The sequence below is a fragment of the Nitrospina watsonii genome (assembly GCF_946900835.1).
Lineage (GTDB): Bacteria > Nitrospinota > Nitrospinia > Nitrospinales > Nitrospinaceae > Nitrospina > Nitrospina watsonii.
On the sequence record NZ_OX336137.1, the window covers coordinates 408851 to 429664 of the forward strand.

General features: G+C 59.8%; 21 protein-coding genes. 9 read left to right on the top strand and 12 right to left on the bottom strand.

Annotation, left to right across the window (positions count from 1 at the left end):
• Positions 1-14: 14 nt before the first annotated feature.
• The 3 genes from QML71_RS01835 to QML71_RS01845 are packed head-to-tail and all read left to right on the top strand — an operon-like array spanning position 15 to position 3188.
• Positions 15-1046, top strand: a complete 1032-nt coding sequence (locus tag QML71_RS01835; RefSeq protein WP_282010193.1) for a pseudouridine synthase — start codon at positions 15-17, stop codon at positions 1044-1046.
• 26 nt (positions 1047-1072) lie between these two features.
• A complete protein-coding gene (locus QML71_RS01840; protein ID WP_282010194.1) occupies positions 1073-2119 on the top strand; it encodes a hypothetical protein in 1047 nt (348 codons plus the stop codon).
• 4 nt (positions 2120-2123) lie between these two features.
• On the top strand, positions 2124-3188 hold the full coding sequence (locus tag QML71_RS01845) for an AI-2E family transporter (protein ID WP_282010195.1): 1065 nt from the start codon (positions 2124-2126) through the stop codon (positions 3186-3188).
• Positions 3189-3194: 6 nt separating this feature from the next.
• Here QML71_RS01845 and mqnC read toward each other — a convergent pair whose 3' ends face one another.
• Positions 3195-4295 carry a cyclic dehypoxanthinyl futalosine synthase gene (gene mqnC / locus QML71_RS01850; RefSeq protein ID WP_282010196.1) on the bottom strand — a complete coding sequence of 367 codons (1101 nt, stop codon included), beginning with the start codon at positions 4293-4295 and terminating at the stop codon, positions 3195-3197.
• Between the two features lie 13 nt (positions 4296-4308).
• Entirely contained in the window at positions 4309-4656 is a 348-nt protein-coding gene (locus QML71_RS01855) for a peptidylprolyl isomerase (RefSeq protein ID WP_282010197.1), read from the bottom strand.
• A gap of 553 nt (positions 4657-5209) precedes the next feature.
• Here QML71_RS01855 and QML71_RS01860 point away from each other — a divergent pair.
• Positions 5210-5827: a HoxN/HupN/NixA family nickel/cobalt transporter gene (locus tag QML71_RS01860; RefSeq protein ID WP_282010198.1), complete on the top strand. Its 618-nt coding sequence runs from the start codon at positions 5210-5212 to the stop codon at positions 5825-5827.
• Between the two features lie 379 nt (positions 5828-6206).
• Here QML71_RS01860 and cobA read toward each other — a convergent pair whose 3' ends face one another.
• The 4 genes from cobA to pckA all read right to left on the bottom strand — a co-directional run bounded on the left by cobA (position 6207) and on the right by pckA (position 11403).
• Positions 6207-7736, bottom strand: a complete 1530-nt coding sequence (cobA, locus tag QML71_RS01865; RefSeq protein WP_282010199.1) for a uroporphyrinogen-III C-methyltransferase — start codon at positions 7734-7736, stop codon at positions 6207-6209.
• The gene (rsmA, locus tag QML71_RS01870; RefSeq protein WP_282010200.1) at positions 7733-8521 is read right to left on the bottom strand and encodes a 16S rRNA (adenine(1518)-N(6)/adenine(1519)-N(6))-dimethyltransferase RsmA; all 789 of its coding nucleotides are present in this window, start codon (positions 8519-8521) and stop codon (positions 7733-7735) included. Before rsmA ends, cobA begins: the two co-directional genes overlap by 4 nt.
• A 143-nt stretch (positions 8522-8664) precedes the next feature.
• Positions 8665-9666, bottom strand: coding sequence for a 4-hydroxythreonine-4-phosphate dehydrogenase PdxA (pdxA, locus tag QML71_RS01875; protein WP_282010201.1), 1002 nt, complete (start codon positions 9664-9666; stop codon positions 8665-8667).
• Positions 9667-9756: 90 nt separating this feature from the next.
• Positions 9757-11403: a phosphoenolpyruvate carboxykinase (ATP) gene (pckA, locus tag QML71_RS01880; RefSeq protein ID WP_282010202.1), complete on the bottom strand. Its 1647-nt coding sequence runs from the start codon at positions 11401-11403 to the stop codon at positions 9757-9759.
• Positions 11404-11656: 253 nt separating this feature from the next.
• On the opposite strand from pckA, the gene QML71_RS01885 reads away from it, so the two are divergent.
• The 3 genes from QML71_RS01885 to QML71_RS01895 all read left to right on the top strand — a co-directional run bounded on the left by QML71_RS01885 (position 11657) and on the right by QML71_RS01895 (position 14906).
• Positions 11657-12556, top strand: a complete 900-nt coding sequence (locus QML71_RS01885) for a spermidine synthase (RefSeq protein WP_282010203.1) — start codon at positions 11657-11659, stop codon at positions 12554-12556.
• 75 nt (positions 12557-12631) lie between these two features.
• Positions 12632-13736, top strand: a protein-coding gene (prfB, locus tag QML71_RS01890; RefSeq protein ID WP_282010204.1) for a peptide chain release factor 2 whose coding sequence is annotated in 2 segments (ribosomal slippage) — positions 12632-12691 and positions 12693-13736 — 1104 coding nt in all. Because the reading frame shifts where the segments join, the coding sequence is not laid out codon by codon here.
• 162 nt (positions 13737-13898) lie between these two features.
• Positions 13899-14906, top strand: coding sequence for a ribonuclease Z (locus tag QML71_RS01895; RefSeq protein WP_282010205.1), 1008 nt, complete (start codon positions 13899-13901; stop codon positions 14904-14906).
• A gap of 153 nt (positions 14907-15059) precedes the next feature.
• Here the strand turns inward: QML71_RS01895 and QML71_RS01900 are convergent, their stop codons facing one another.
• The 4 genes from QML71_RS01900 to QML71_RS01915 form a co-directional block, all read right to left on the bottom strand.
• Complete coding sequence (locus tag QML71_RS01900) at positions 15060-15860, bottom strand: glycosyltransferase family 4 protein (protein ID WP_282010206.1); 801 nt, start codon at positions 15858-15860, stop codon at positions 15060-15062.
• 14 nt (positions 15861-15874) lie between these two features.
• A complete protein-coding gene (locus tag QML71_RS01905; protein WP_282010207.1) occupies positions 15875-16192 on the bottom strand; it encodes a glycosyltransferase family protein in 318 nt (105 codons plus the stop codon).
• Between the two features lie 180 nt (positions 16193-16372).
• Entirely contained in the window at positions 16373-16768 is a 396-nt protein-coding gene (locus tag QML71_RS01910; protein WP_282010208.1) for a cyclic nucleotide-binding domain-containing protein, read from the bottom strand.
• Positions 16769-17050: 282 nt separating this feature from the next.
• Positions 17051-18091 (bottom strand): LOG family protein, encoded by a 1041-nt coding sequence (locus QML71_RS01915; protein WP_282010209.1) that lies wholly within the window; start codon positions 18089-18091, stop codon positions 17051-17053.
• 67 nt (positions 18092-18158) lie between these two features.
• On the opposite strand from QML71_RS01915, the gene QML71_RS01920 reads away from it, so the two are divergent.
• Positions 18159-18407: a hypothetical protein gene (locus QML71_RS01920; protein ID WP_282010210.1), complete on the top strand. Its 249-nt coding sequence runs from the start codon at positions 18159-18161 to the stop codon at positions 18405-18407.
• A 74-nt stretch (positions 18408-18481) separates the two neighbouring features.
• Positions 18482-18979 carry a YajQ family cyclic di-GMP-binding protein gene (locus QML71_RS01925; protein WP_282010211.1) on the top strand — a complete coding sequence of 166 codons (498 nt, stop codon included), beginning with the start codon at positions 18482-18484 and terminating at the stop codon, positions 18977-18979.
• Here QML71_RS01925 and QML71_RS01930 read toward each other — a convergent pair.
• Both QML71_RS01930 and hpnA read right to left on the bottom strand, forming a co-directional pair.
• Positions 18959-19786, bottom strand: a complete 828-nt coding sequence (locus QML71_RS01930) for a carotenoid biosynthesis protein (protein WP_282010212.1) — start codon at positions 19784-19786, stop codon at positions 18959-18961. The genes QML71_RS01925 and QML71_RS01930 overlap by 21 nt on opposite strands.
• A 22-nt stretch (positions 19787-19808) precedes the next feature.
• On the bottom strand, positions 19809-20798 hold the full coding sequence (gene hpnA / locus QML71_RS01935; RefSeq protein WP_282010213.1) for a hopanoid-associated sugar epimerase: 990 nt from the start codon (positions 20796-20798) through the stop codon (positions 19809-19811).
• Positions 20799-20814 lie beyond the last annotated feature (16 nt).

A 20814-nucleotide genomic window follows, 5' to 3' on the forward strand; every position in this document is an offset into this window, starting at 1 on the left:
AAGGATGCCCCATCATGGCCATGCGTTTACAGAAAATCATTGCTCTGTCCGGAGTGGCGTCGCGCCGCGAGGCGGAGCGCTTTATCGAACAGGGACAGGTCACCGTCAACGACATCCTCGTCACCAAGCAGGGCACGACCGCCGATCCGGCGACCGACCGCATCCGCGTCAACGGTCGTCTGCTGCCGCCGCCCAAAGAAAAAACCTACATCCTCGTCAACAAGCCGCGCGGCTGCGTCACCACCACCAAGGACGAAAAGGACCGGCCGACGGTGATGGACCTCATCAAAAAAATCCGCGTGCGCGTGTATCCCGTCGGGCGTCTCGATTACAACACCGAGGGCGTGTTGCTGATCACCAACGACGGCGACATGGCCGATCAACTGCTCGATCCGAAAAATAAAATTCCGCGCACGTACCAGGTCAAGGTGAGCGGCATTCCCGTTGAAAAAACGCTGAATAAGCTGCGGCGGGGGGTCAATCTGGACGGCCGTCCCACCCTGCCTCTGGAAGCCAGTGTGCATCGCACCACGGGCAAAAATTGTATTCTTGAATTACAATTGATCGAGGGCAAGAAGCACCACATCCGGCGCGTGTGCGAAAAGGTGGGCCACCCGGTGATCAAGATCACCCGCACGCAGTTCGGCCCGCTGACCCATGACCAACTGCCGCCCGGTGCGTTCCGGCCCTTGACCATCGCCGAGGTGAAGGCACTCCGGCGGCTGGTGGCGAAAAAGAAAGCCGAGCCGAAACCGGTGGAGGTGACGCCGAAGGCGGCGACGCCCCGGCGCACTGCGGCGAAACGGACCACGGCGAAACGGACCGAACCGAACAAATTCGTGCCGCGCGCCAAGCGTGCCTCAACCGGCGCGTCGGCCAAGTCCGGGTCGCGCACGCGCTCTGAGAAGCCGGGCGAGCCGACAAAACCGGGGTCCCGAACCCAGCGTGTCTCCACCGGCAGGCCGGCAAAACCCGGACCGCGCACAAAAACGAAGAAGCCCATGCGGCAGGCGCGATCCACCAAACCAAAAGGAAAATCCCCTTGATGTCAATCCGGACGCGGACAGTGTCGATGCTACGTACCCTGCTGGTCGTGTGGGCGGCGGTCACCGTGGTGTCTGCCGTTCCGGTCCCGGCGCAGGAGGTGGCGGACATTCCGTCTTACGGTTACGAAGCGTTCGGCGATGCCGCCGTTCATAATGAAAATTATGTGGCGGGACGCAAACGCGCCGTGCAGGAAGCGTTTCGCCGTTCTTTGGATGAAGCCCTGCGCGACATGCTGGGCGCCAGCGTGTACAACAGCAACCGCAACGCGCTCAAAGGCATGTATGCCAATCCGGAAAGTTACATCCAGAGCTACCGCTTTCTGGAAGCCATCGACGATCCCATCGAAAAAGTCAGCCGCGTGAAGCTGGAAGTGATGTTCTTCAAGGAAGCGCTCAACAAAGACCTCAATACGCGCGGCGTGCTGGCGGCGCTGGTGAAGCCGCGCACGGTGCTGGTGCTGCTGCAGGAAAAAAGCATGACCGCCGACGAAACCTTTTACAGCTTCTGGGAGTCGGTGCCCATCGCCGAAATATCCATGTACAAGTACCTGGTGGCGCAGGACATCCAGACCCTCAAGCGTGAAAGCGTGCGCGACCAGATCCCCGAGATGCTGGTGCTGCGCGCCATCAACGGCGACCTGCAAGCGTCGGTGGAAGTGGGTCTGAAGGCGGCGGCGGATGTGGTGGTGCTGGGCACGGCCATGTCCACGATGGTGGGACAGGATGAAGAGTCCGCCATGAAAACCATTCAGGCCAACCTCAACGTGCGCGCCGTGTCGGCGACGCAGGGCACCCTCATCGCCGCCAAAAGCGAGATCGCCACCGTCAAGGTGGACAAGGATTTCGATGGCGAGTTGAAAGCCTTCGAAAAAGTCAGCGAAAACATGGTGCGGTTTCTGGTAGATACTCTCGGTCGTTACTGGGGCCCGGACAAAAAACGGATGGTGCAACAACAGGGAGACACTCCGCCCGGCGAGGAAGGCGCTGCCGAGGAACCGCCGCCGGTGGAGGAGCCGCCTGCGCCCACCAATCAGATTCCTTCCAATCTGCCGCCGATGATGGGCGACCTTTGAGTGCATGGATGATCGAGACAAAAAGCTCCTCATAACGCTTCTGGTCAGCACCGTCGTTGCGCTCGTGTTTCTGTATTTTGTGCGCCGGGTGGTGACGCCGTTTTTCCTCGCCTTCGCCGTGGCCTACCTGTTGGACCCGCTCGTCGATCGGTTGGAAACCTGGAAACTGCAACGCACGCCCGCTGTGGTCCTGCTGTTGATTTCGTTTTTCGTGGTCGTGCTGGTCGCCGGAGTCGTGCTCATCCCGATCCTGCAGGTGCAGATCCAGAACCTGGCCGAAAACCTGCCGGACTACCTGACCGCGATCAAGGGCTGGATTCAACCGTATCTCCAGGACCTGGCGGGGATCGACCGCGAGCGCATCGGCGAAGTGCTGCACGACAGCATGCAGAAACTCGGCCGCGTGCCGCTGGAACTTCTGGGCACTGCGGGTGGCTGGGTGTGGGGATCGATCACCGGTTTCGTCAACACGCTCCTGTTCGTGGTGAACCTTGTCATCATTCCCGTCGCCATGTTTTACCTGCTGCGCGATTTTGACGAGATCGTCGCCCGGCTCGCCAAGCTCATCCCGCCGCGGTATTCGGAAACGACCCGGGACGTGGTGAAGGAAATCGACGACGTGCTGTCGCAGTTCGTGCGCGGGCAGTTGATGGTGGCGACATTGATGGCCGCGATGTACAGCGTCGGTTTGTATTTCTGCGGCACGCCGCTCAGCCTGTTGATCGGTATGATGGCCGGGTACGCCAACCTGGTGCCGTACCTGGGTGTGGTGGTGGGATTTTTACCGGCGGTACTGCTGACGTTTCTGCAAACGCAGGACTGGGTGTCGCTCGTGGGTGTGGTGGCGGTGTTCGGTGTGGTGCAGGCCATCGAGGGGTTTTTGATCACGCCCTATGTGGTGGGCGACAAGGTCGGCCTGCATCCGGTGGTCATCATGCTGGCGGTGCTGATCGGCGCCGAGTTGTTCGGCCTGCTCGGCATCCTCATGGCGGTGCCGGTGGCCGCCATCCTCAACGTTTTAGGCCGGCGCGGCGTCGCCCTCTACCGCGAATCGTCCGCGTTTTCCTGAGTGGCCTCACACGTATTCGTAACGCATGCTGCGCCGCTGCGGCGTGTAACCGCTGTCGGTGATGAGCCGCCGGATGCCGTCCTCGTCGAGATGGTACACCGTGCCCGCCGCCGAGACGACGTTTTCCTCGAACATGGTGCTGCCCATGTCGTTGGCGCCGAAGTAGAGCGCCATCTGCCCGATCTTCGGCCCCTGCGTCACCCACGATGACTGGATGTTGGGGATGTTGTCGAGATAGATGCGCGAGATGGCGAGGGTCTTCAGGTATTCCCAGCCGCTGGTTTTCTTCGCCCCGATCTCCTGCTTGAGCGCGGTGTTGCCCGCCTGAAACGGCCACGGGATGAAGGCGGTGAAGCCGCCGGTCTCGTCCTGCTGCCTGCGCAGGCGGTCGAGATGCTCGATGCGTTCGGCAAAAGTTTCGACGTGACCGAACATCATCGTCGCCGTTGTCGGCAGCCCCAGCCGATGGGCGATGGCCATGACCTCCAGCCATTGGTCCGTGGTGCATTTCTTCGGACTGATGACGCGCCGCACCCGGTCCACCAGAATCTCCGCCCCGCCGCCGGGAATGGAATCCAGTCCCGCTGTTTTAAGACGCTCGATCGTTTCCTTTACAGAGATTTTCGAAATCTTGCTGGTGTGCACGATCTCCGGCGGCGACAGCGCGTGGATGTGGATGTCGAAACGTTGCTTGATGCGGCTTAAGAGGTCTTCGAAGTATTCGATCTTCAAATCCTTGTGATGGCCGCCCTGCATCAGGATCTGCCGCCCGCCGTGTTGCAGGATTTCATCGATCTTTTGCGCGATGATCTCGAACGGCAGCACGTAGGAATCTTCCGCGTCTTCCTTGCGGTAAAACGCGCAAAACGCGCAGTCGGTGACGCAGACGTTGGTGTAATTGATGTTGCGGTCGATGATGTAGGTGACGGCGTTGTCCGGGTTGGCGCGGCGCTGGCGCGCGAGACGCGTGGCGACGTTGCCCAAGAGGGTCAGGTCGTTGGCCTCGAACAGGGCGGAGCCTTCGTCCGGCGACAGGCGCTGGCCGTCCAGGGCTTTTTGCAGAATGGCTTCGGCCTTCGAATCGGATGTGGAAGTGGATGCGTTCACAGGTTCAATGGAATCATTTCAGCGAGGTGGCGGGCAGGCCGTCGAGGCCGAGGTCGCCCATGCGCTCTTCTTCGGTGATGAGGAAAAGGTGGTAGCCGAACTTGCTCTTCACCGGTCCGCCCACTTTGCCGACGGGGGCGGCCATGGCGGCCACTTCCAGTTCCTTGGCGTTGGAGTTGTGTTCCAGAAAGCCCAGGTCGCCGCCCTTGTCGCGGGTGCCGCAGGCGCTGTACTTTTTCGCCATCTTGGCGAACATGCGGCTCAGCAGTTTGGGGTCGTCGATGTCTTTCAATCCGTCGAGCAGCGTGGTGGCCAGGTCTTCGGTGCTCAACAGGATGTGGCTGACGCGAATGGATCTCATGATGCGTTCCTCAAACGCCCACGGGGACAACCCGCAGGCGGTAATGGTGGATTTAGGGAAAATTGTACCCCTTTTCCTGAAATTCACAAGGGGGGATTGGGAAAGGGCGGATTGGGGCGGATTTTGGGGTATCGAAATGAGGCCGGGACTGCGCGATTCCCTTCGGAATAGCCGTTGCGGGCGCTAAGGCGACACCCTATAATCCGAGGCGGCACGGACTAAGGCAGGGAAAATTCCGCTTCTTTTTGTCTTCCCCTCCTTTCCAAGGAGGGGATCGAGGGGAGGTAATGAAGACCCCACCTCAATCCTCCCCTTGTGAAGGGGAGGAGGATTGATGAGCTCCCCCTTCTCCGAAGGGGGCTGGGGGGCTTTTTCCTCAAGTGGAAACCCTTCGCGAAGCGAAGGTTTTAAAAAAGAGAACACATAGATTCTTCGTCGCCTGCGGCTCCTCAGAATGACACGCAGGGATCTGAATTGTCATTCTGAGCGAAGCGAAGAATCTATGTTTTGACCCGTGTCATTCCCTGAATCTTTTTCAAAAGGTTTCACCTTTATGGAATACGGATTTTTGCTGGCCGGGGGATTCGTCCTCGGTTGCCTGCACGCGCTGGACGCCGACCACGTCGCCACCGTCTCGTCGGTTCTGCTTGACCGGCGTTCGCTGAAAGAGACCGTGCTGCTGGCGCTGCGCTGGGCGTTGGGGCACAGCCTGACGCTACTCATGCTGGCGGGCCTGATCACGCCGCTGCGCGAAGTGTTCGCCGGGGTGAACCTGGGCGTGATGGAGCGCGTCGTCGGGTTGTCGATGATCTACCTCGCCGTGTGGCTGGCCCTGCGCGAAGTCAGAAAACAACGCGCGGCGCGCGTGAAGGAACACGGCTTGTCGAAGCGTTCCGGCTGGGTGCTGTTCGGCATGGGGGTGTTGCACGGCACCGCGGGTTGGGCCGGGGTGATGCTCCTGGTGCCGGTGGCGTTGTTCGAGTTTTCAGTGGGCGTGTTCGGTTACATCGGGCTGTTCTGCCTGGGGATGGTCGTGACCATGGCCGTGTACGCCGTGCTGGTGAACCGCGTCACCGCCTTGCAGAACTTGACCCACCATCTCGGCAAAATCCGTTACGCCACCGCCGCCGTCACCCTCGCCATCGGTGCCCGCCTGGTGATGGCGATTTAATGGAAGAAAGTTTTGCTCCCCTTTCTCCGAAGGGGCTGGGGGCTTTCTCCTTTTCGGTTCGTCATCCTGAACAAAGTGAAGGATGACACTGTGATGAAACTTTATAGGTATCGAGATCCTTCGCTGGTGCTCAGGATGCCAGAGGAAGAATCCCCCTAGCCCCCTTTACAAGGGGGGACCATAGAGCACCCTCCCTCCAGCCCGTCACTCCGTGAGTGCTCCCGTCAAGGGAGAGGGAGTGTTTAAGGTTCCTTCTCCCCTGGCGGGAGAAGGTTAGGATGAGGGGGATTCATGACTCTTCCTTTGTCCAAGTACCCATCGAACTGTTGATTGGCAGTCCGAATCCAAGTGTCGCAAAACTCTCCTTTGCAAGGGTGGACTATGCGAAGTATTCTTCCATCGCTTCGATCAACCCCGCGACGGTGTAGTCGCTGGCGGTGAGGTGGACGGGCAGGCCGAGGTCCTGTGCGGTCTTTGCGGTGATGGGGCCGATGCAGGCGACGGAGACGCCCTTTAGATGATCTTTCACCTTGTCGCCGACCAGGTCCATGAAGTGCTTCACGGTCGATGAGGCGGTGAACGTCAGCACGTGAATCGATCCTTCCTGCAGGCGCGCCATCAACTCCGCCGCGTCGGTCTCCGGCAGCACCGTGCGGTACGCCGGGCAGACATCGACCTCAATGTCCATCTCGCGCAAGGTGTCCGGCAAGGTCTCCCGCGCCACGGCGGCGCGCGGCAGCAGCACGCGTTTGCCTTTCAAATCGGCGTTGCCCAGCGTTTCGATCAACGACTCCGCGACGAATTTTTCCGGCACCGCCTCGACGGGGATGCCTAAGTCCGTCACCGCCTGTTCGGTTTTCGGCCCGATGGCGAACAGGCGCAGGCCCTTGAGGTCGCGGATGTCGCGTCCGGTTTCCTTCAACCTTTGCATGAAACAGCGCACGCCGTTGGTGCTGGTGAAGATGAGTCCGTCGTAGGCGTCGAGGTGGTTCAACGCCGCGTCCAGCGGCGCCCAGCTTTCCGGCTCGACCGTCTCGATGACGGGAAACAGGTACGGCTCGGCGCCGCGTTCCAGCAGCGCCTGCGAAAAGTCGTCGGCCTGTTCTTCGGCGCGGGTGATGACCACGGTTTTGCCGAACAAGGGTCGCGTCTCGAACCAGTCCATGTGCGGTTTCAGGTTCACCACCTCGCCGACGATGGTCAGTGCGGGCGGTTTGATTTCCTCTTTCTGCGCGATGGCGACGATGCTGTCGAGCGTGCCGGTCCAGGTTTTCTGCCGCGCCGTGGTGCCCCACTGAATGACGGCGATCGGCGTCTTCGGGTCCTTGCCGTACTTCATCAAGTTTTCGCTGATGCGTTGCAGCTTGCGTGCGCCCATCAGAAACACCAGCGTGCCGGCGCGGCTGGCGATTTTTTCCCAGTCGATGTGCAGGTCTTCGTTGCCCTTTTCGTTGCTGCCGGTGACGATGGAGATGGTGGACGAGAAATCGCGGTGCGTGAGTGGGATGCCGGCATAGGCCGAGACGCCGGTGGAGGCCGTCACCCCCGGCACCACTTCAAACGCGATGCCCGCTTTCTGCAGGGCAACGCATTCCTCGCCACCGCGTCCGAAAATAAAGGGATCGCCCCCTTTGAGCCGGATGACGATTTTCCCGGCCTTGGCCTTGTCGATGAGCATGCGGTTCATCTCGTCTTGAGAGAACGTCACCTGGCCTTCTTTTTTTCCGGCGTAGATGATCTCGGCGTGTTTCGGTGCGAACGCCAGCAGGCGCGCGTTGGCGAGGTAGTCGTAAATGACCACGTCGGCGCGTTCCAGCCAGGCCTTGCCTTTCAGCGTGAACAGGCCGACGTCGCCCGGTCCGGCGCCGACGAGGACGACCTTTCCTGTTTTCGATGCGGCATCGGTCATGGCGTTTTGCTTTCCATCAGGTTGGACAAGGTGGCGAACTCTTCCAGCGACAGCGTTTCGCCGCGGCGCGCCGGATCGATCCCGGCGTCCTCAATGCCCTGCCAGGTGAAGTCGAAATATTTACACAGTGCTTTGAGATTGTTCTTCAGCATTTTGCGTTTGTGAAAGAAGGCCGCGTTGACGACGTGGTAAAACGTTTTGAGATCGTCCACCGCCACCGGCGGCGCGGACCGGGGAACCAGGCGGATCACCGACGAGTCCACTTTCGGGGGTGGATTGAAATGCTGCTTGCCGACTTCCATCAAGCGTTCGACCTCGCAGTTGAACTGCGTGAATACGGAGAGCGAGCCGTAGTCGCGGGTGCCGGGCACGGCAACCAGCCGGTCCACCACCTCGCGTTGCAGCATCAAGGTCATGTTGACGATGGCGGCCTGGTACTGAATGAGCCGTTTCAGAATGGGCATGGCCGCGTAGTACGGCAGGTTCGACACCACCTGAAAACGCGACCCGGCGCGGCTGTAATCGTACACCAGCGCGTCCTGCTGGTGCAGGTCGAATTTCGGATTCGATGCGAACTGCTTGCCCAAAAGGTGGCAGAGTTTGGGATCGATCTCCAGCGCGATCAGTTTGCCGCAGTCGCGCAGCAACGAGCCGGTGAGGATGCCGGGACCGGGACCGATCTCCACCACCGTGCCGCCTTCTTCGATACCGGCGTGTTGCACGATGTCCTCGGCGATGCCGGGATCGGTTAGAAAATTTTGCCCGAGGGCGCGTTTCTTTTTCATGAGTGGTTTTAAGCCGCAATCCAGTTTTTATAAAGTTTAAATAATGGAGGGGTCATTAATCCCCCTCATCCTGGCCTGTCACTCCGTGAGTGCTCCCGCGAGAGGAGAAGGGACCGGGCTGAGCCCGGAAACAGCTATTTTTTTCATGAGGCGGCGTGGGCCGGTGAGGACAGCGTGGCCGCCATGCGCATCGCTTCCACCAGGCTGTCGGCGGAGGCGATGCCCTGGCCCGCGATGTCGTAAGCCGTGCCGTGGTCCACCGAAGTGCGCAGGATGGGCAGGCCGAGGGTGATGTTCACGGCGGAACCCATCGACGCCATCTTGATCGGAATCATGCCCTGGTCGTGGTACATGGTGACCACCGCGTCGGTGGGTGTGTGATGAATGCGGCCGAACAGGGCGTCGGCGGAGTGGGGCCCGCTCACATCGATTCCGTCGGCGCGCACGGAGTCGAGCGCGGGCACGATGGCCATCGCTTCTTCGTCGCCGAACACGCCGCCGTCTCCGCAGTGTGGATTGAGTCCGGTCACCGCGATGTGCGGGCGGTCGATGCCGATCTGCGTCAGCCATTTGTGCGTGACGCGCAGGATGGTCTCCACCCGCTCTTTCGTGATGAGTGCCTTCACCTCTTCCAACGGCACGTGCGTCGTCGCCAGCACCACGCGCAGGTTGCCGCCTGCCAGCATCAGGGCGACGTGTTGCGTGTGGGTGAAGTCGGCGAGCATTTCCGTATGGCCGGGGTAGGGGTGCCCGGCGAGATGAATGGCTTCTTTATTGATGGGCGCCGTGGTGATCGCGTGCACTTCGCCAGCGAGCGCGAGATCGACGGCTTTCCGGATGACTGCCACCGCCGCCCGGCCACCGGCCGCTGTCGCTTGCGCCATCGGCAGATCGGCGGGCACGTGGGCGCAGTCGAGAACGTTGAGGTGACCCGCGACGAAGTGCGCCTCTTTGGGCTGCGTCACGGTATGGATTTTTATGTTCGGGTAGTAGCGGTCGAGGTGGCGCTGCACGCAGGCGGCGTCGCCGATCACCAGCGGACGGCAGAAGTCCTGCACGCGGGCGGGCAAGGCCTTGGCGATGATTTCGGGTCCGATCCCGGAGGGATCGCCCAGCGTGACGGCGATGAGGGGGCGCGATTCCAAGGCACTCGATCCTTCCAGACGGTCCGGCGTTTATAGAGAGGTGTGGGAAAAAACAAAGGCGGCCCGGGGGCCCGGACCGCCGTTTGGCTGTTACTTGATCTTCTTGATCGACGCTTTCTTGCCGGTAGGCAGACGCGGTCCGCCTTCCAGGATTTCGCGGCTGACCGCGTTTTCGTACTCCTTGAAGTTTTCGATGAACTGGGTCGCCAGGTCGCGCGCCTTTTCATCGTAAGCCTTCGGATTCTTCCAGGTGTTGCGCGGGTTCAGCACCTCCGCCGGCACCTCCGGGCAGGACGTCGGCACATGAATGCCGAAGATCGGGTCCGGTTTGGTCTCCACGTTGTGCAGCTTACCGTCGAGGATGGCATTGATCATGGCGCGGGTGTAAGCGATCGACAAGCGGTTGCCGACGCCGTAAGGTCCGCCGGTCCAGCCGGTGTTGACCAGCCAGCAGTTGACATGGTGGTCGGCGATGCGCTGGCCCAGCAGGTTGGCGTACACCGACGGGTGGAGCACCATGAACGGCGCGCCGAAACAGGTGCTGAACACGGCGGTGGGCTCGCGGCTCATGCCGCGCTCGGTGCCCGCAACCTTCGCCGTGTAACCGGAAATGAAATGATACATGGCCTGCTCCGGCGTCAGCTTGGCGACCGGCGGCATGATGCCGTAGGCATCGCAGGTCAGCATGATGACGTTCTTCGGATGGCCGCCGCGCCGGTCGGGCACGGTGTGGGCGATGTGCGTCAACGGATACGCCGCCCGCGTGTTTTCCGTCAGGCTGGCGTCGTCGAGGTCCAGCCGCCGGGTGGTCGAGTCCATGGCCACGTTTTCGAGAATGGTGCCGAAGCGCCGCGTGCATTCGTGGATGTCAGGCTCCGCTTCCGGATTCAGGCGGATGGCTTTGGCGTAACAGCCGCCCTCGAAGTTGAACACCCCGTCCTGGCTCCAGCCGTGCTCGTCGTCGCCGATCAGTTTTCGGTGCGGATCGGTGGACAGCGTCGTTTTGCCGGTACCGGACAGGCCGAAGAAGATGGCCGTATCGCCTTTCTCATCCATGTTGGCGGAGCAGTGCATCGACAGCACCTGGTGCCGGAACGGCAACAGGTAGTTGAGCACCGAGAAGACCGATTTTTTGATCTCGCCCGCATAATGCGTGCCGCCGATGAGAATGAGCTGCTTGCTGAAATCGATGATGATGAAGGTCTCGGAGTTGGTGCCGTCGATCTTGGGCACGGCCTTGAAATTGGGCACGGCAATGATGGTGAAGGCCGGGCTGTGATTTTCCAGCTTTTCGCGCTCCTTGATCTGGATGAACATGTTGCGCGCGAACAGGCTCTGCCAGGCGTACTCGGTGATGACGCGGGTGTGCAACTGGTAGTTCGGGTCCGACCCGGCCATGCAATCCTGAACGTACACGTTTTTGCCCTGCAAATAAGCGAGAACGCGTTCGTAGAGGGCGTCGAACTTGTCCATCGAAAACGGCTCGTTGACCTTGCCCCACCAGACGTTTTCCTGGCTGGAGGGTTCCTGCACGATGAAACGGTCGTTGGGCGAACGGCCGGTGTGCTCGCCGGTGGTCACCACCACCGGGCCGAGGTGGGACAACTGGCCTTCCTGATTGCGGATGATGTGCTCGTACAGCTCCGGCGTGCTCAGGTTCCAGAAGCTTTGCTTGACGTTGCGGATTCCGTGATGCTCCAATCCGACTTTATGTTTCAATACTTTCTGCTGCGGCATTATGTTTCACTCCCTTGGTCGTAAGTGAGTAAAAAGGTTGGTTTATGCAAATCAGCGTCCAAATAAGCTGGAACGAACGGATTTAATAGGAAAATAGACGATTTTGGAAATTCGACCCATGGTATCATAAGAGCCGGATTAATTGAAAATTTTTGTAATAAATTGACCCAAACGGGCTCATTTAAAACGCGGCTGCGGGGTCCTCGAAAACTTTGCTTGAAATATGGGCGGTCACGAGCCAAAACGCAATGATTTGAAAGACGATTTAAAAGTCCTGGCGCACGCCCGCAGCCGTTTCAACGACATTTTCGTCATTCAAAGCGGCACCCTGCGGGAGATGTGGTTCAAGGGCAACGGTGAGTTTTTCCTGCAAAGCCGCATCGATATGGACCGCCCCCACGACCTGGCGCTGGTGTACTCGCGCTTGACGATGGCGGGGCTGTTGTTCCGGGCACCGCCGAAACGGGTGCTGGTTCTGGGGCTGGGCGGTGGCGTGCTGCCGGCGGCGCTGGTGCGCTGGTTTCCCGGCACCGCGGTGGATGTGGTGGAGATCGACGACAAGGTCACGCGCCTGTGCCGGCGGTTTTTCCATTCTCTGGATGGGGACCGGGTGACGGTGCACAGCGAAGACGGGCGGTGTTATCTCGATCGCGTGCGGGGGCGGGTGCATTATGACCTGGTGTTGCTCGACGCGTTCAAAAGCGGGTCCATTCCGTTTCACCTGAAAACCGTCGAGTTTTACCAGGGCATCCGCACGGTGATGGCGCCGGACGGCGTGATGGCGACCAATCTCTACGGACCGAGCAACGTGCACAAGGCATCCGACTGGAAAACCTTGACCTCGGTGTTCGAACACCTGTATTTTTTTGAAGATGAAGAGGGCCGGGCGACGGTCGCCGTCTGCACCGCGCAGACGGGGCGCATGGATGCCGCGACCCTGCGCCAACGCGCGGCAGCTTATCCCAAACCGCAGGGCATGGACCTCGATCTCATGGCGCTGGCCGATCGGCAGGTCGAGCCCGTTTTCTCCCAGCCCTCGGCCCGGGTGTTTGTGGACTCGATCCAGGCCGGGGACCTGCAACGCATCATCGACAACAACAACCGGCTCGATCCCGTCGGCAAAATCCCGTACACCCTCAGCAGCGCGCATTGATGCAGGACCGGACGGCGCGGGAGCGGCACCCGGAAACAACCATTTTATTAATTCATTGAGTGGAGGCCACGTCGCATGATCGACGAATTGAAGAAACAGCATCGTGAACAGGTCAAACGGATCGAACGGATCAGGGGGTTTCTTTGACGTCGATGCCAAGGTAAAGGAAATCGAAGACCTCGACCAGAAAACCACGGCTTCCAACTTCTGGAACGACAACGAAGCGGCACAGAAAACCCTGCAACGGCGATCTTCCCTGCAACGTTCGGTCAAGGTGTATCAGGATCTGATCCAGCAAAGTGACGACCTGGAAGCCATGCTGAGCCTGATGGAAGAAGAAGGCGACGCGTCCATGGAAAGCGAGGGCGAAACCCTGGTGAAGGATTTGGAGACGGCGCTCAGCGAAGCCGAACTCAAGGCCATGTTGTCGGCGGAAAACGACGGCAACAACGCCATCCTCAATATCAATTCCGGCGCCGGCGGCACCGAGTCGCAGGACTGGGCACAGATGCTGCTGCGCATGTACCTGCGCTGGGCCGACCGCAACGGGTACAAGACCGAAGTGCTCGACATGCAGTACGGCGAGGAAGCGGGCATCAAAAGCGCCACCGTCAACGTGGTCGGCGACTACGCCTACGGCTACCTGAAAGCCGAGATCGGCGTGCACCGGCTGGTGCGCATTTCGCCTTACGACGCCAACAAGCGCCGCCACACCTCGTTCGCCTCGGTGTTCGTGTTTCCGGAAGTGGCGGAAGACATCGACGTCGAGGTGAAGGACGACGACCTCAAGATCGACGTGTACCGCGCGTCGGGACCCGGCGGGCAGGGCGTCAACACCACGGACTCGGCGGTGCGCATCACCCACATGCCGACGGGCATCGTGGTGCAGTGTCAGAACGAACGCTCGCAGCACAAGAACAAGGCGTCGGCGATGAAGGTATTGAAGTCGCGACTGTATGAGATGGAGATCGAAAAGCAGGAAGAGGAAAAACGCAACCTCGAAAAAGACAAAAAGAGAATCGAGTGGGGCAGCCAGATCCGCTCCTACGTGCTGCATCCGTACCAGCTGGCCAAGGACCTGCGCACGCAGGTCGAGATGGGCGACGTGGCCTCGGTGCTGGACGGCGACCTCAACCGCTTCATCGAAGCCTATCTCATGAAAGAAAATGTTTCGGCGTGATTTTTTAATTTCCCTCCCCTTACCAGGGAGAGCTTTGCACAACTGTTTTTAATGGGTGAACCCATAGATTCTTCGTCGCCTGCGGCTCCTCAGAATGACAGGCCGGGGCGAGAATTGTCATTCTGAGCGTCAGCGAAGAATCTATGTCTTCTTTCTTTAATTATGAAACCGATTCTACATCCATCGCTGGTGAACGATCCGTTGGGCGATCCGGGTTTGTTCGTGCAGTTCCAGTACGAGAAGCGGGCGCTCCTGTTCGATCTCGGCGACCTGCACCGCATGGCCAACGTCAACCTGTTGAAGGTCACGCACGTGTTCGTCAGCCACACGCACATCGACCACTTCATCGGATTCGACCGGTTGCTGCGCATTGCTTTCGGCCGCGGCCACACGCTCAGGATGTTCGGTCCGGACAACTTCATCGCCAACGTCGAGGGCAAGCTTGCCGGGTTCACCTGGAACCTGGTGGACCGTTATGAGGAGTCGATCGACATCGAGGTGACGGAGGTGCACGCCGATCATTTGAAGACCGCGACCTTCCGCGCCATCGACCGCTTCCGGCGCAGTGACGAAACGACGCGGCCCTACGAAAACCGCGTCATCTGGCAGGAACCCGGCTTCAGCGTGCAGGCGTCGATTCTGGAACACCGTGTGCCCTGCCTCGGTTTTGCGCTGAAGGAATCGGTGCACCTCAACATCAACAAGGACCGGTTGGACGCGCTGGGCTTCGCGCCTGGCCCGTGGCTCAACCGGCTCAAGCAGCACGTGCTCGACGGTGCGCCGGACGATTTGCCGATCGAGGTGCCGGTGGGCACGCGTGGCCACGCCACGCCGGAGACGCGCCCGCTGGGCGAGTTGAAACGCGAACTGGTCAGCCTCACCGAAGGCCAGAAGATCGCCTACGTCGTCGATACCGTGTACAACCCGCAGAACGCGGAACGCATCGTCGAACTCATCCAGGACGCCGACGTGTTTTACTGCGAATCGCCGTTTCTCGCCGAAGACGAAGAGCGGGCGCGCGACCGCTGCCACCTCACCTCCCGTCAGGCGGGGCTGCTGGCCCGTGCCGGACAGGTGCGGCAACTCCGCACCTTCCATTACTCGCCGCGCCACACGGATGCGGTCGAGCAACTGCGCCAGGAAGCGCAGGACGCGTTTCAGGGGAGATGAGCCTTATCCCGACTCCTTGATAACGGCTTCCATTGATACTGTTTGGCAGATACGCTTTTCCACAATATCCCAACAGAGGAAAAGTCATAGAACCCCCTCATCCTAACCTTCTCCCGCCAGGGGAGAAGGGATCGGGGCCTGCTTTTTTATTTTTTATCGCAACAGCGACTGGTACAGGTGCAGGGTGCGTTCGGTGATGGGGCTCCAGCCGAAGTGATCGCGCACCTGCGCGCGGATGCGATCGCGGAACGCCTGCCGTGTGTCGGCGGCGCTCAGTTTCATGATGCGGTCGCACAGCGTGTCCGGGTCGGCGGGCACCACGAATCCCGTTTCCCCCGGGATCACCAGGTCCTGCGTCAGTCCCGCCGGGGTGGAGACGATGGGCAGTCCGTAAGCCGCCGCTTCCAGCAAGGGTTGGCCGAGCGGTTCGTGGCCGACGGGATAGACGAAGACGTCGGCGGTTTTGTACAGGCGGTCGATGTCTTCGCGATGGTTGGCGCGGTGCAGGGTCAGGCTCTCCTCGAGTCCCAACACCTTGCCCAGTTTTTTGAGGGTCTCGACGTAAGCGTCGGCGCCCGCCAGTTCCCCTCCCCATTCGGCGATGTCGATGTGGAACGGCACTGTCAGGTTGCGCGCCGCGCGCAGGATCAATTCCAGCCGCCGGTCCGGGTGCAACGCCCCCACGTACAGCAGGCGCAGGCCGGAATGCGGGGACGGGCGCGCCGGTGGCGGGTGCACCACGTCGATGCCGGGCGGAATGATGTGCAGCTTTGACTGGGCGATGCCGTATTGCCGGGCCTCGTCGAATTCCGCTTTCGATCCCACCACCACCGCATCGGCGCGTTTGATGGCGGTCTTCAAACTCAACAGGTCATGCAGGCGCGGCGGAAACCCGGCGCGGGTCGAGCCCGGACGGTGCGACCCCGGCAGCAGCGTGCCGTGGGTGCTCACCACAAAGCGTTTCTTCTTTAAGAGCGCAAAAAAAAAGCGGAGTCGGTCAGGAAGTTGCGGAACCCGTGGGTGTGCACAATGTCGAAACGGCGCAGGTACCCGATGGCGCCCAGGCTGAAGCCGTAGCCCATCATGCCCCACTGCACCGGCAGGCGGCGTATGGAGACGCCGTCCACGTCCTCCTTTTCAGGCAGGTGCGGATCGGTATGCCAGTAGGTGGTGAGGATCGGCGAAGCCACGCCTTTCTGTTGCAGCTGGCGGGACAGATCCCACGCCTGCTGGGAGGCGTCGTCGTCTTCCGGCAGGAAGGTTTGCAGGGTTCTCAGAATTCTCAATGTTCAACCGGGCGAGAAGAGTTGAATACGCGGATGTGCACGCCCGTTATTCTACCTCAGCGGGAGGAGGCTGTAAACGGGCGATAAAGAAGGGGCCGATGATCCAGCGGGGACAGGGTTGACCGGATCATCGACCCCCGAAGGTCTCTCATCTCCAGTTAGGGAAACAGGAAAGGGAGATCAAACTGCTTGAGAGACCAAGTCGTGTTTGGAAGAGGCGCGATACACTCTCTTCTTCCGGCTGGCAGCCATGCGCACGCGCTGGGCCAGCGTTTTCAGAATGATCATTAGCGCCTTCGGATTGTTGCGTATGGTCTTCATCATTTCTTCCTTGGAGATGATGGTGACCACGGCATCGTTCAGCGCCCGGATGGTGGCCGAACGGGGACGGCTTTCAATGACGCCCAGCTCGCCGAAAATGTCGTCGGCGCGCAGTACGTCGATGATTTCCACACGACCGTCGCCATTGCGTCGCGACACTTCGAACTCGCCCTTTTCGACGATGAAGATGAAATCGCTGGGGCTGCCTTCGCGGAACAGAATCTGTCCTTGTCTCATGTATTGTTTGGTTTTCATAGCTCGTGTCTCCACACCTTGATTGTCAGGTTACTGCTGGAAATAGAGCAAATACCCTGCCGTTTGGCCAATAACTGTATGAAAAAATGAAAATTGTTGGGGAATGCGGTGTTATGTTCCCTGATATGTCACCTTTCAGATACACATGGCGGTTCAATCCGTTATTAAAATAGTAAATAAATATTAATAGTGTATTAAAAATTATAAATAATAGGTGGTCATGCATGGATTTGGGGAGAAGGGTGTAACTGTAATGAAGGCGGGGAAGGCAGGGGAAGCGGGTCAGCCTTTCAATTCGCGGTTGATGTGCAGGATCATTTCGTTGAGGCGGCCGAAGAAATGCTTGTTGAAGTGCAGGGTCAGCCGCGGCAGGTTCGGCGCTTCGTGATTGCTCACCTCTTCCGGCAGGGGGCCGGAGGCCTCGATGTCTCCACGCAGCAGGATGTCGCGGTAGTTGCGGTTGAGGTCTTTGACCAGCGAATCGGGGATGGGTTTGATGAAACGCAGCACGGTGACATCGTGCACATAGCGCAGCGAATGGTACACGCTGTAATAATCGAGGATGTATTCGACACCGTCATCGACGGACTTGACGATCTTGAACAGGTTGAGGTCCATTTCCGAGATGTAGCCGTTGTCCAGGAGTTCGTTGTGCACGTAGGCTTCCCATCGTTGCCAGTAGGTGTCGTCTTCCGCATCGGCCAGCACGATGGGGCGGGGTTCGGTTTTTCCGGTCTGGAACAGAGTCAGATTTTCGAAGCCTTCATCGAGGGTGCCGAGTCCGCCGGGAAACAGCACGGTGGCGTCGGATTCCTTGATGAAGCACAGTTTGCGCGTGAAGAAGTATTTGAACGACATCAATTTGGGATCGCCGTGGATGTGCGGGTTGGCGCGCTGTTCGAAGGGCAGGTCGATGTTGATGCCGAAACTGCGGTCGGGTCCGGCCCCGGCGTTGGCCGCTTCCATGATGCCGCCCCCGGCACCGGTGATGATCATCATGCCCCGGTCCGCCAGTTGTTCGGCGAAGTCCCGCGCCATCAGGTAGTTGGGATCGGTCGGTGCGGTGCGGGCGGAGCCGAAAATCACCGCCTTGCGGAAATCGCGGTAGTCCTCGAACACCCGAAAGGCGTGACGCAACTCCTTTAATGTGGTATTCATGAGTTTGTAATCGCCCCGGTCCTGATGTTCCAATCCGACTTTGACCAGGGTGGTGATCATTTCGCGGAACAGGTCGCGCAGGCTGGGATCGGTGCAAAATTCCTGCAGTTGGGCAATCAACTCCTCGGCTTTGGCGTTTCCTACGTTATAATGGGCGTTGGGCATCCACAAACTCCAGCACCAGGACGCATATCCCGGGCAACCGCAATAAAAACAGAGGATTTACCTTAACATGAATGATTCGGACAAGGAATCTGAAAAAGAAGAACAGGGCATGGACGATTCCAGCACCAAAGTGCTGGTGTACGCGATCGTCGGGATGCTGGGGCTGGGATTTGTGGCCATCCTGTTTGTCATCGTTCCCTGGATGCTGCATGAAGATGCGCCCAGCTGGAAACAGTTTTTGATCGACGATTCCATCGTGCTCATCACCATCGTGATGTTTGTGTACGGTTTTTACATGAATACCAAGATCCATTGAATCGCATGCCGAGCCGCATCCATCCCGCGGCAGTGTTTCCCGATTGAACCCAACCCCCTACCACGGAGCCGGAGATGGCAAAATCCTGTTCGTTTGACATTGTGTCCGAAGTGGACCTCAGTGAAGTGCGTAACGCCGTCAACCAGGCGATGATGGAGATCCGCCAGCGTTTCGATTTCAAAAACAGCAAGAGCAACATCGAGCTGGAGGAGAAGGACAACCAACTGGTGCTGGTCTCCGACGACGAGATCAAACTGAAAGCCGTCATCGACATCCTGCAAGGCAAACTGATCAAGCGCAAGGTGCCGATCAAGGCTCTCGATTACCGCAAGGTGGAAGCGGCATCGGGCGACACGGTGCGGCAGATCATCGGCCTGCAACAGGGCATCCCGCAGGACAAGGGCAAGGAGATCGTCAAGTTCATCAAAGGACTCAAGGTCAAGGTGCAGGGGCAGGTGATGGACGATCAGGTGCGCGTCACCGGCAAGAACCGCGACGATCTGCAAGCGGTGATCGCCGAGTTGAAGGACCAGGATTTCGACATCGCCATGTCATTCACCAATTACCGGTGAGCGCTTGACCGGAAACCAGCCGGGCCGCCGCACCCGCGCTACCAGCACCGCCAGCACCGCCAGCGTCAGCACCGTACCGCACAATCCCAGCATCATTTCCCCGATGTAAAACGTCACCGCCAGGTTGAACAGCAACACGCCGAAGTACAACGCCGGTCCCAGCAAAGCCTGATACGGCACCTCGCGCTGGCCGGCATCGCGGAATCCCGGACGCCTCTCCAGCCAGCGGTTCACGCGTGTGAACGTGAAGAGGATCGCCGCACCGGTGATCATCCAGCCGCCGAAATTGGTCAACGGAATGTTGAAGTACTCGCCTTCTTCCTGATACGTGTAAATCTTGCCGAGGAACCAGCGGTCGCCGCGGAAGGCGATGGGATCGATCACCACATCCATCAGCATGAACAGGATGGCTCCGCTGAGCACCACCTTCATGGAATGACGGACTTTCGAGGTGTCGCCGAAACGGATGTCCCAGCCGTTGCGTTTCAAGGGCGCCCACAGAAACAGCGCCATGGTGTAGGCGACGTAGGTCAGGAACGAATACGACAACGAATCCATGAAGGGCACGTTGGCGATCCACAACTCCTGGCCGCGGGTGGTGTCGATGTAGCTGTAGTAGCCGTAAGGAAACCCGTTGCGCGTCGAGGAGTATTCGGAGAGAAAAGCGATGCCGTAGGCGATCACCGTAAACAACACCGCGCGCTTCGCGCCCAGGTGCCAGACGGCGAGCGTGAGGTAAATGGCGAGGAAAACGAAAACGTAGGGGCGGAGCAGGACCGTCCCGATCAGCAGATTCAGAAATTCCATGACAGGTCGAGTGAGGGCGGTGTCAGCGTGCCAGCCCGTGTTCGCGCATCCAGTGGACGGCATCGGACAACGCCTGTTCCACCGGGTTTTGCGGCAGTCCCAGTTCCTGGACCGCCTTGGACGCATCGAAGTACATGTGGTACTTCGCCATCTTGACGCCGCCCAGCGGCACCGCCGGCGGCTTGTGCGTGATGTAATCCGACACCGCATCGCACACCCACCCCGCCGAATACGCCACCCAGTAGGGCATCTGTACTTTCGGCGCGGGAATGCCGGTGATGTTCGACAGCGTGTCGAGGATTTCCTTGAGCGACATGTTGCGGTTGCCGAGGATGTAACGCTCGCCCGGCGTGCCGCGTTCCTCCGCCAGCAGGTGGCCGCGGGCGCAGTCGCGCACGTCGATCAGGTTGAGTCCGGTGTCGAGGTAGGCCGGCATGTTGCCGTTCAGAAAATCCTGGATCACCTTGCCCGTCGGCGTCGGTTTGATGTCGCGCGGTCCCACCGGCGCACTCGGGTTGACGATGACCAGCGGCAGTCCGTTGTTTGCAAACTCCAGCGCCACCTGTTCCGCCTCGTACTTCGAGCGTTTGTAATCGTTGCACAAGGTGGCGGGATTGAACGGCGTGGTCTCGGTACCGCTGCCGCCGTTGCTGCTGAGGCCGATGCAGCCGACGGTGCTGGTGTACACCACGCGTTCGAGGCCGGCCTGCTGCGCGGCGTGCAATATGTTGCGGGTGCCGGCGACGTTGATGTCGTACATCATCTTGCGGTCGCGGCTCCACAGGCTGTAATAGGCGGCGGCGTGGTACAGCGCGTCGCATTTGTCGAGCGCCCGCGCGAGCGATTCCGGATCGCGCAGGTCGCCGTGCACGACTTCGACGTCGAGCCCTTGCAGATTCCGCAGGTCCGATCCGCGACGCACCAGGACGCGCACGGCGCGGCCGGAGACGAGCAACTCGCGCGCCACCGCCGATCCCAGAAATCCCGTCGTGCCTGTCACCAAAGTTTTCATTTTTAGATTGGATTGG

Excerpts from the sequence above, each read along its gene's own strand:
- QML71_RS01845 (WP_282010195.1), top strand. The coding sequence starts at position 2,124 with ATGGATGATCGAGACAAAAAGCTCCTCATAACGCTTCTGGTCAGCACC.
- QML71_RS01840 (WP_282010194.1), top strand. The coding sequence starts at position 1,073 with ATGCTACGTACCCTGCTGGTCGTGTGGGCGGCGGTCACCGTGGTGTCT.
- QML71_RS01855 (WP_282010197.1), bottom strand. The coding sequence starts at position 4,656 with ATGAGATCCATTCGCGTCAGCCACATCCTGTTGAGCACCGAAGACCTG.
- rsmA (WP_282010200.1), bottom strand. The coding sequence starts at position 8,521 with ATGAAAAAGAAACGCGCCCTCGGGCAAAATTTTCTAACCGATCCCGGC.
- QML71_RS01920 (WP_282010210.1), top strand. The coding sequence starts at position 18,159 with ATGAATGATTCGGACAAGGAATCTGAAAAAGAAGAACAGGGCATGGAC.
- QML71_RS01910 (WP_282010208.1), bottom strand. The coding sequence starts at position 16,768 with ATGAAAACCAAACAATACATGAGACAAGGACAGATTCTGTTCCGCGAA.
- cobA (WP_282010199.1), bottom strand. The coding sequence starts at position 7,736 with ATGACCGATGCCGCATCGAAAACAGGAAAGGTCGTCCTCGTCGGCGCC.
- hpnA (WP_282010213.1), bottom strand. The coding sequence starts at position 20,798 with ATGAAAACTTTGGTGACAGGCACGACGGGATTTCTGGGATCGGCGGTG.
- QML71_RS01860 (WP_282010198.1), top strand. The coding sequence starts at position 5,210 with ATGGAATACGGATTTTTGCTGGCCGGGGGATTCGTCCTCGGTTGCCTG.
- pckA (WP_282010202.1), bottom strand. The coding sequence starts at position 11,403 with ATGCCGCAGCAGAAAGTATTGAAACATAAAGTCGGATTGGAGCATCAC.
- QML71_RS01915 (WP_282010209.1), bottom strand. The coding sequence starts at position 18,091 with ATGCCCAACGCCCATTATAACGTAGGAAACGCCAAAGCCGAGGAGTTG.
- QML71_RS01930 (WP_282010212.1), bottom strand. The coding sequence starts at position 19,786 with ATGGAATTTCTGAATCTGCTGATCGGGACGGTCCTGCTCCGCCCCTAC.
- QML71_RS01835 (WP_282010193.1), top strand. The coding sequence starts at position 15 with ATGGCCATGCGTTTACAGAAAATCATTGCTCTGTCCGGAGTGGCGTCG.
- QML71_RS01895 (WP_282010205.1), top strand. The coding sequence starts at position 13,899 with ATGAAACCGATTCTACATCCATCGCTGGTGAACGATCCGTTGGGCGAT.
- QML71_RS01925 (WP_282010211.1), top strand. The coding sequence starts at position 18,482 with ATGGCAAAATCCTGTTCGTTTGACATTGTGTCCGAAGTGGACCTCAGT.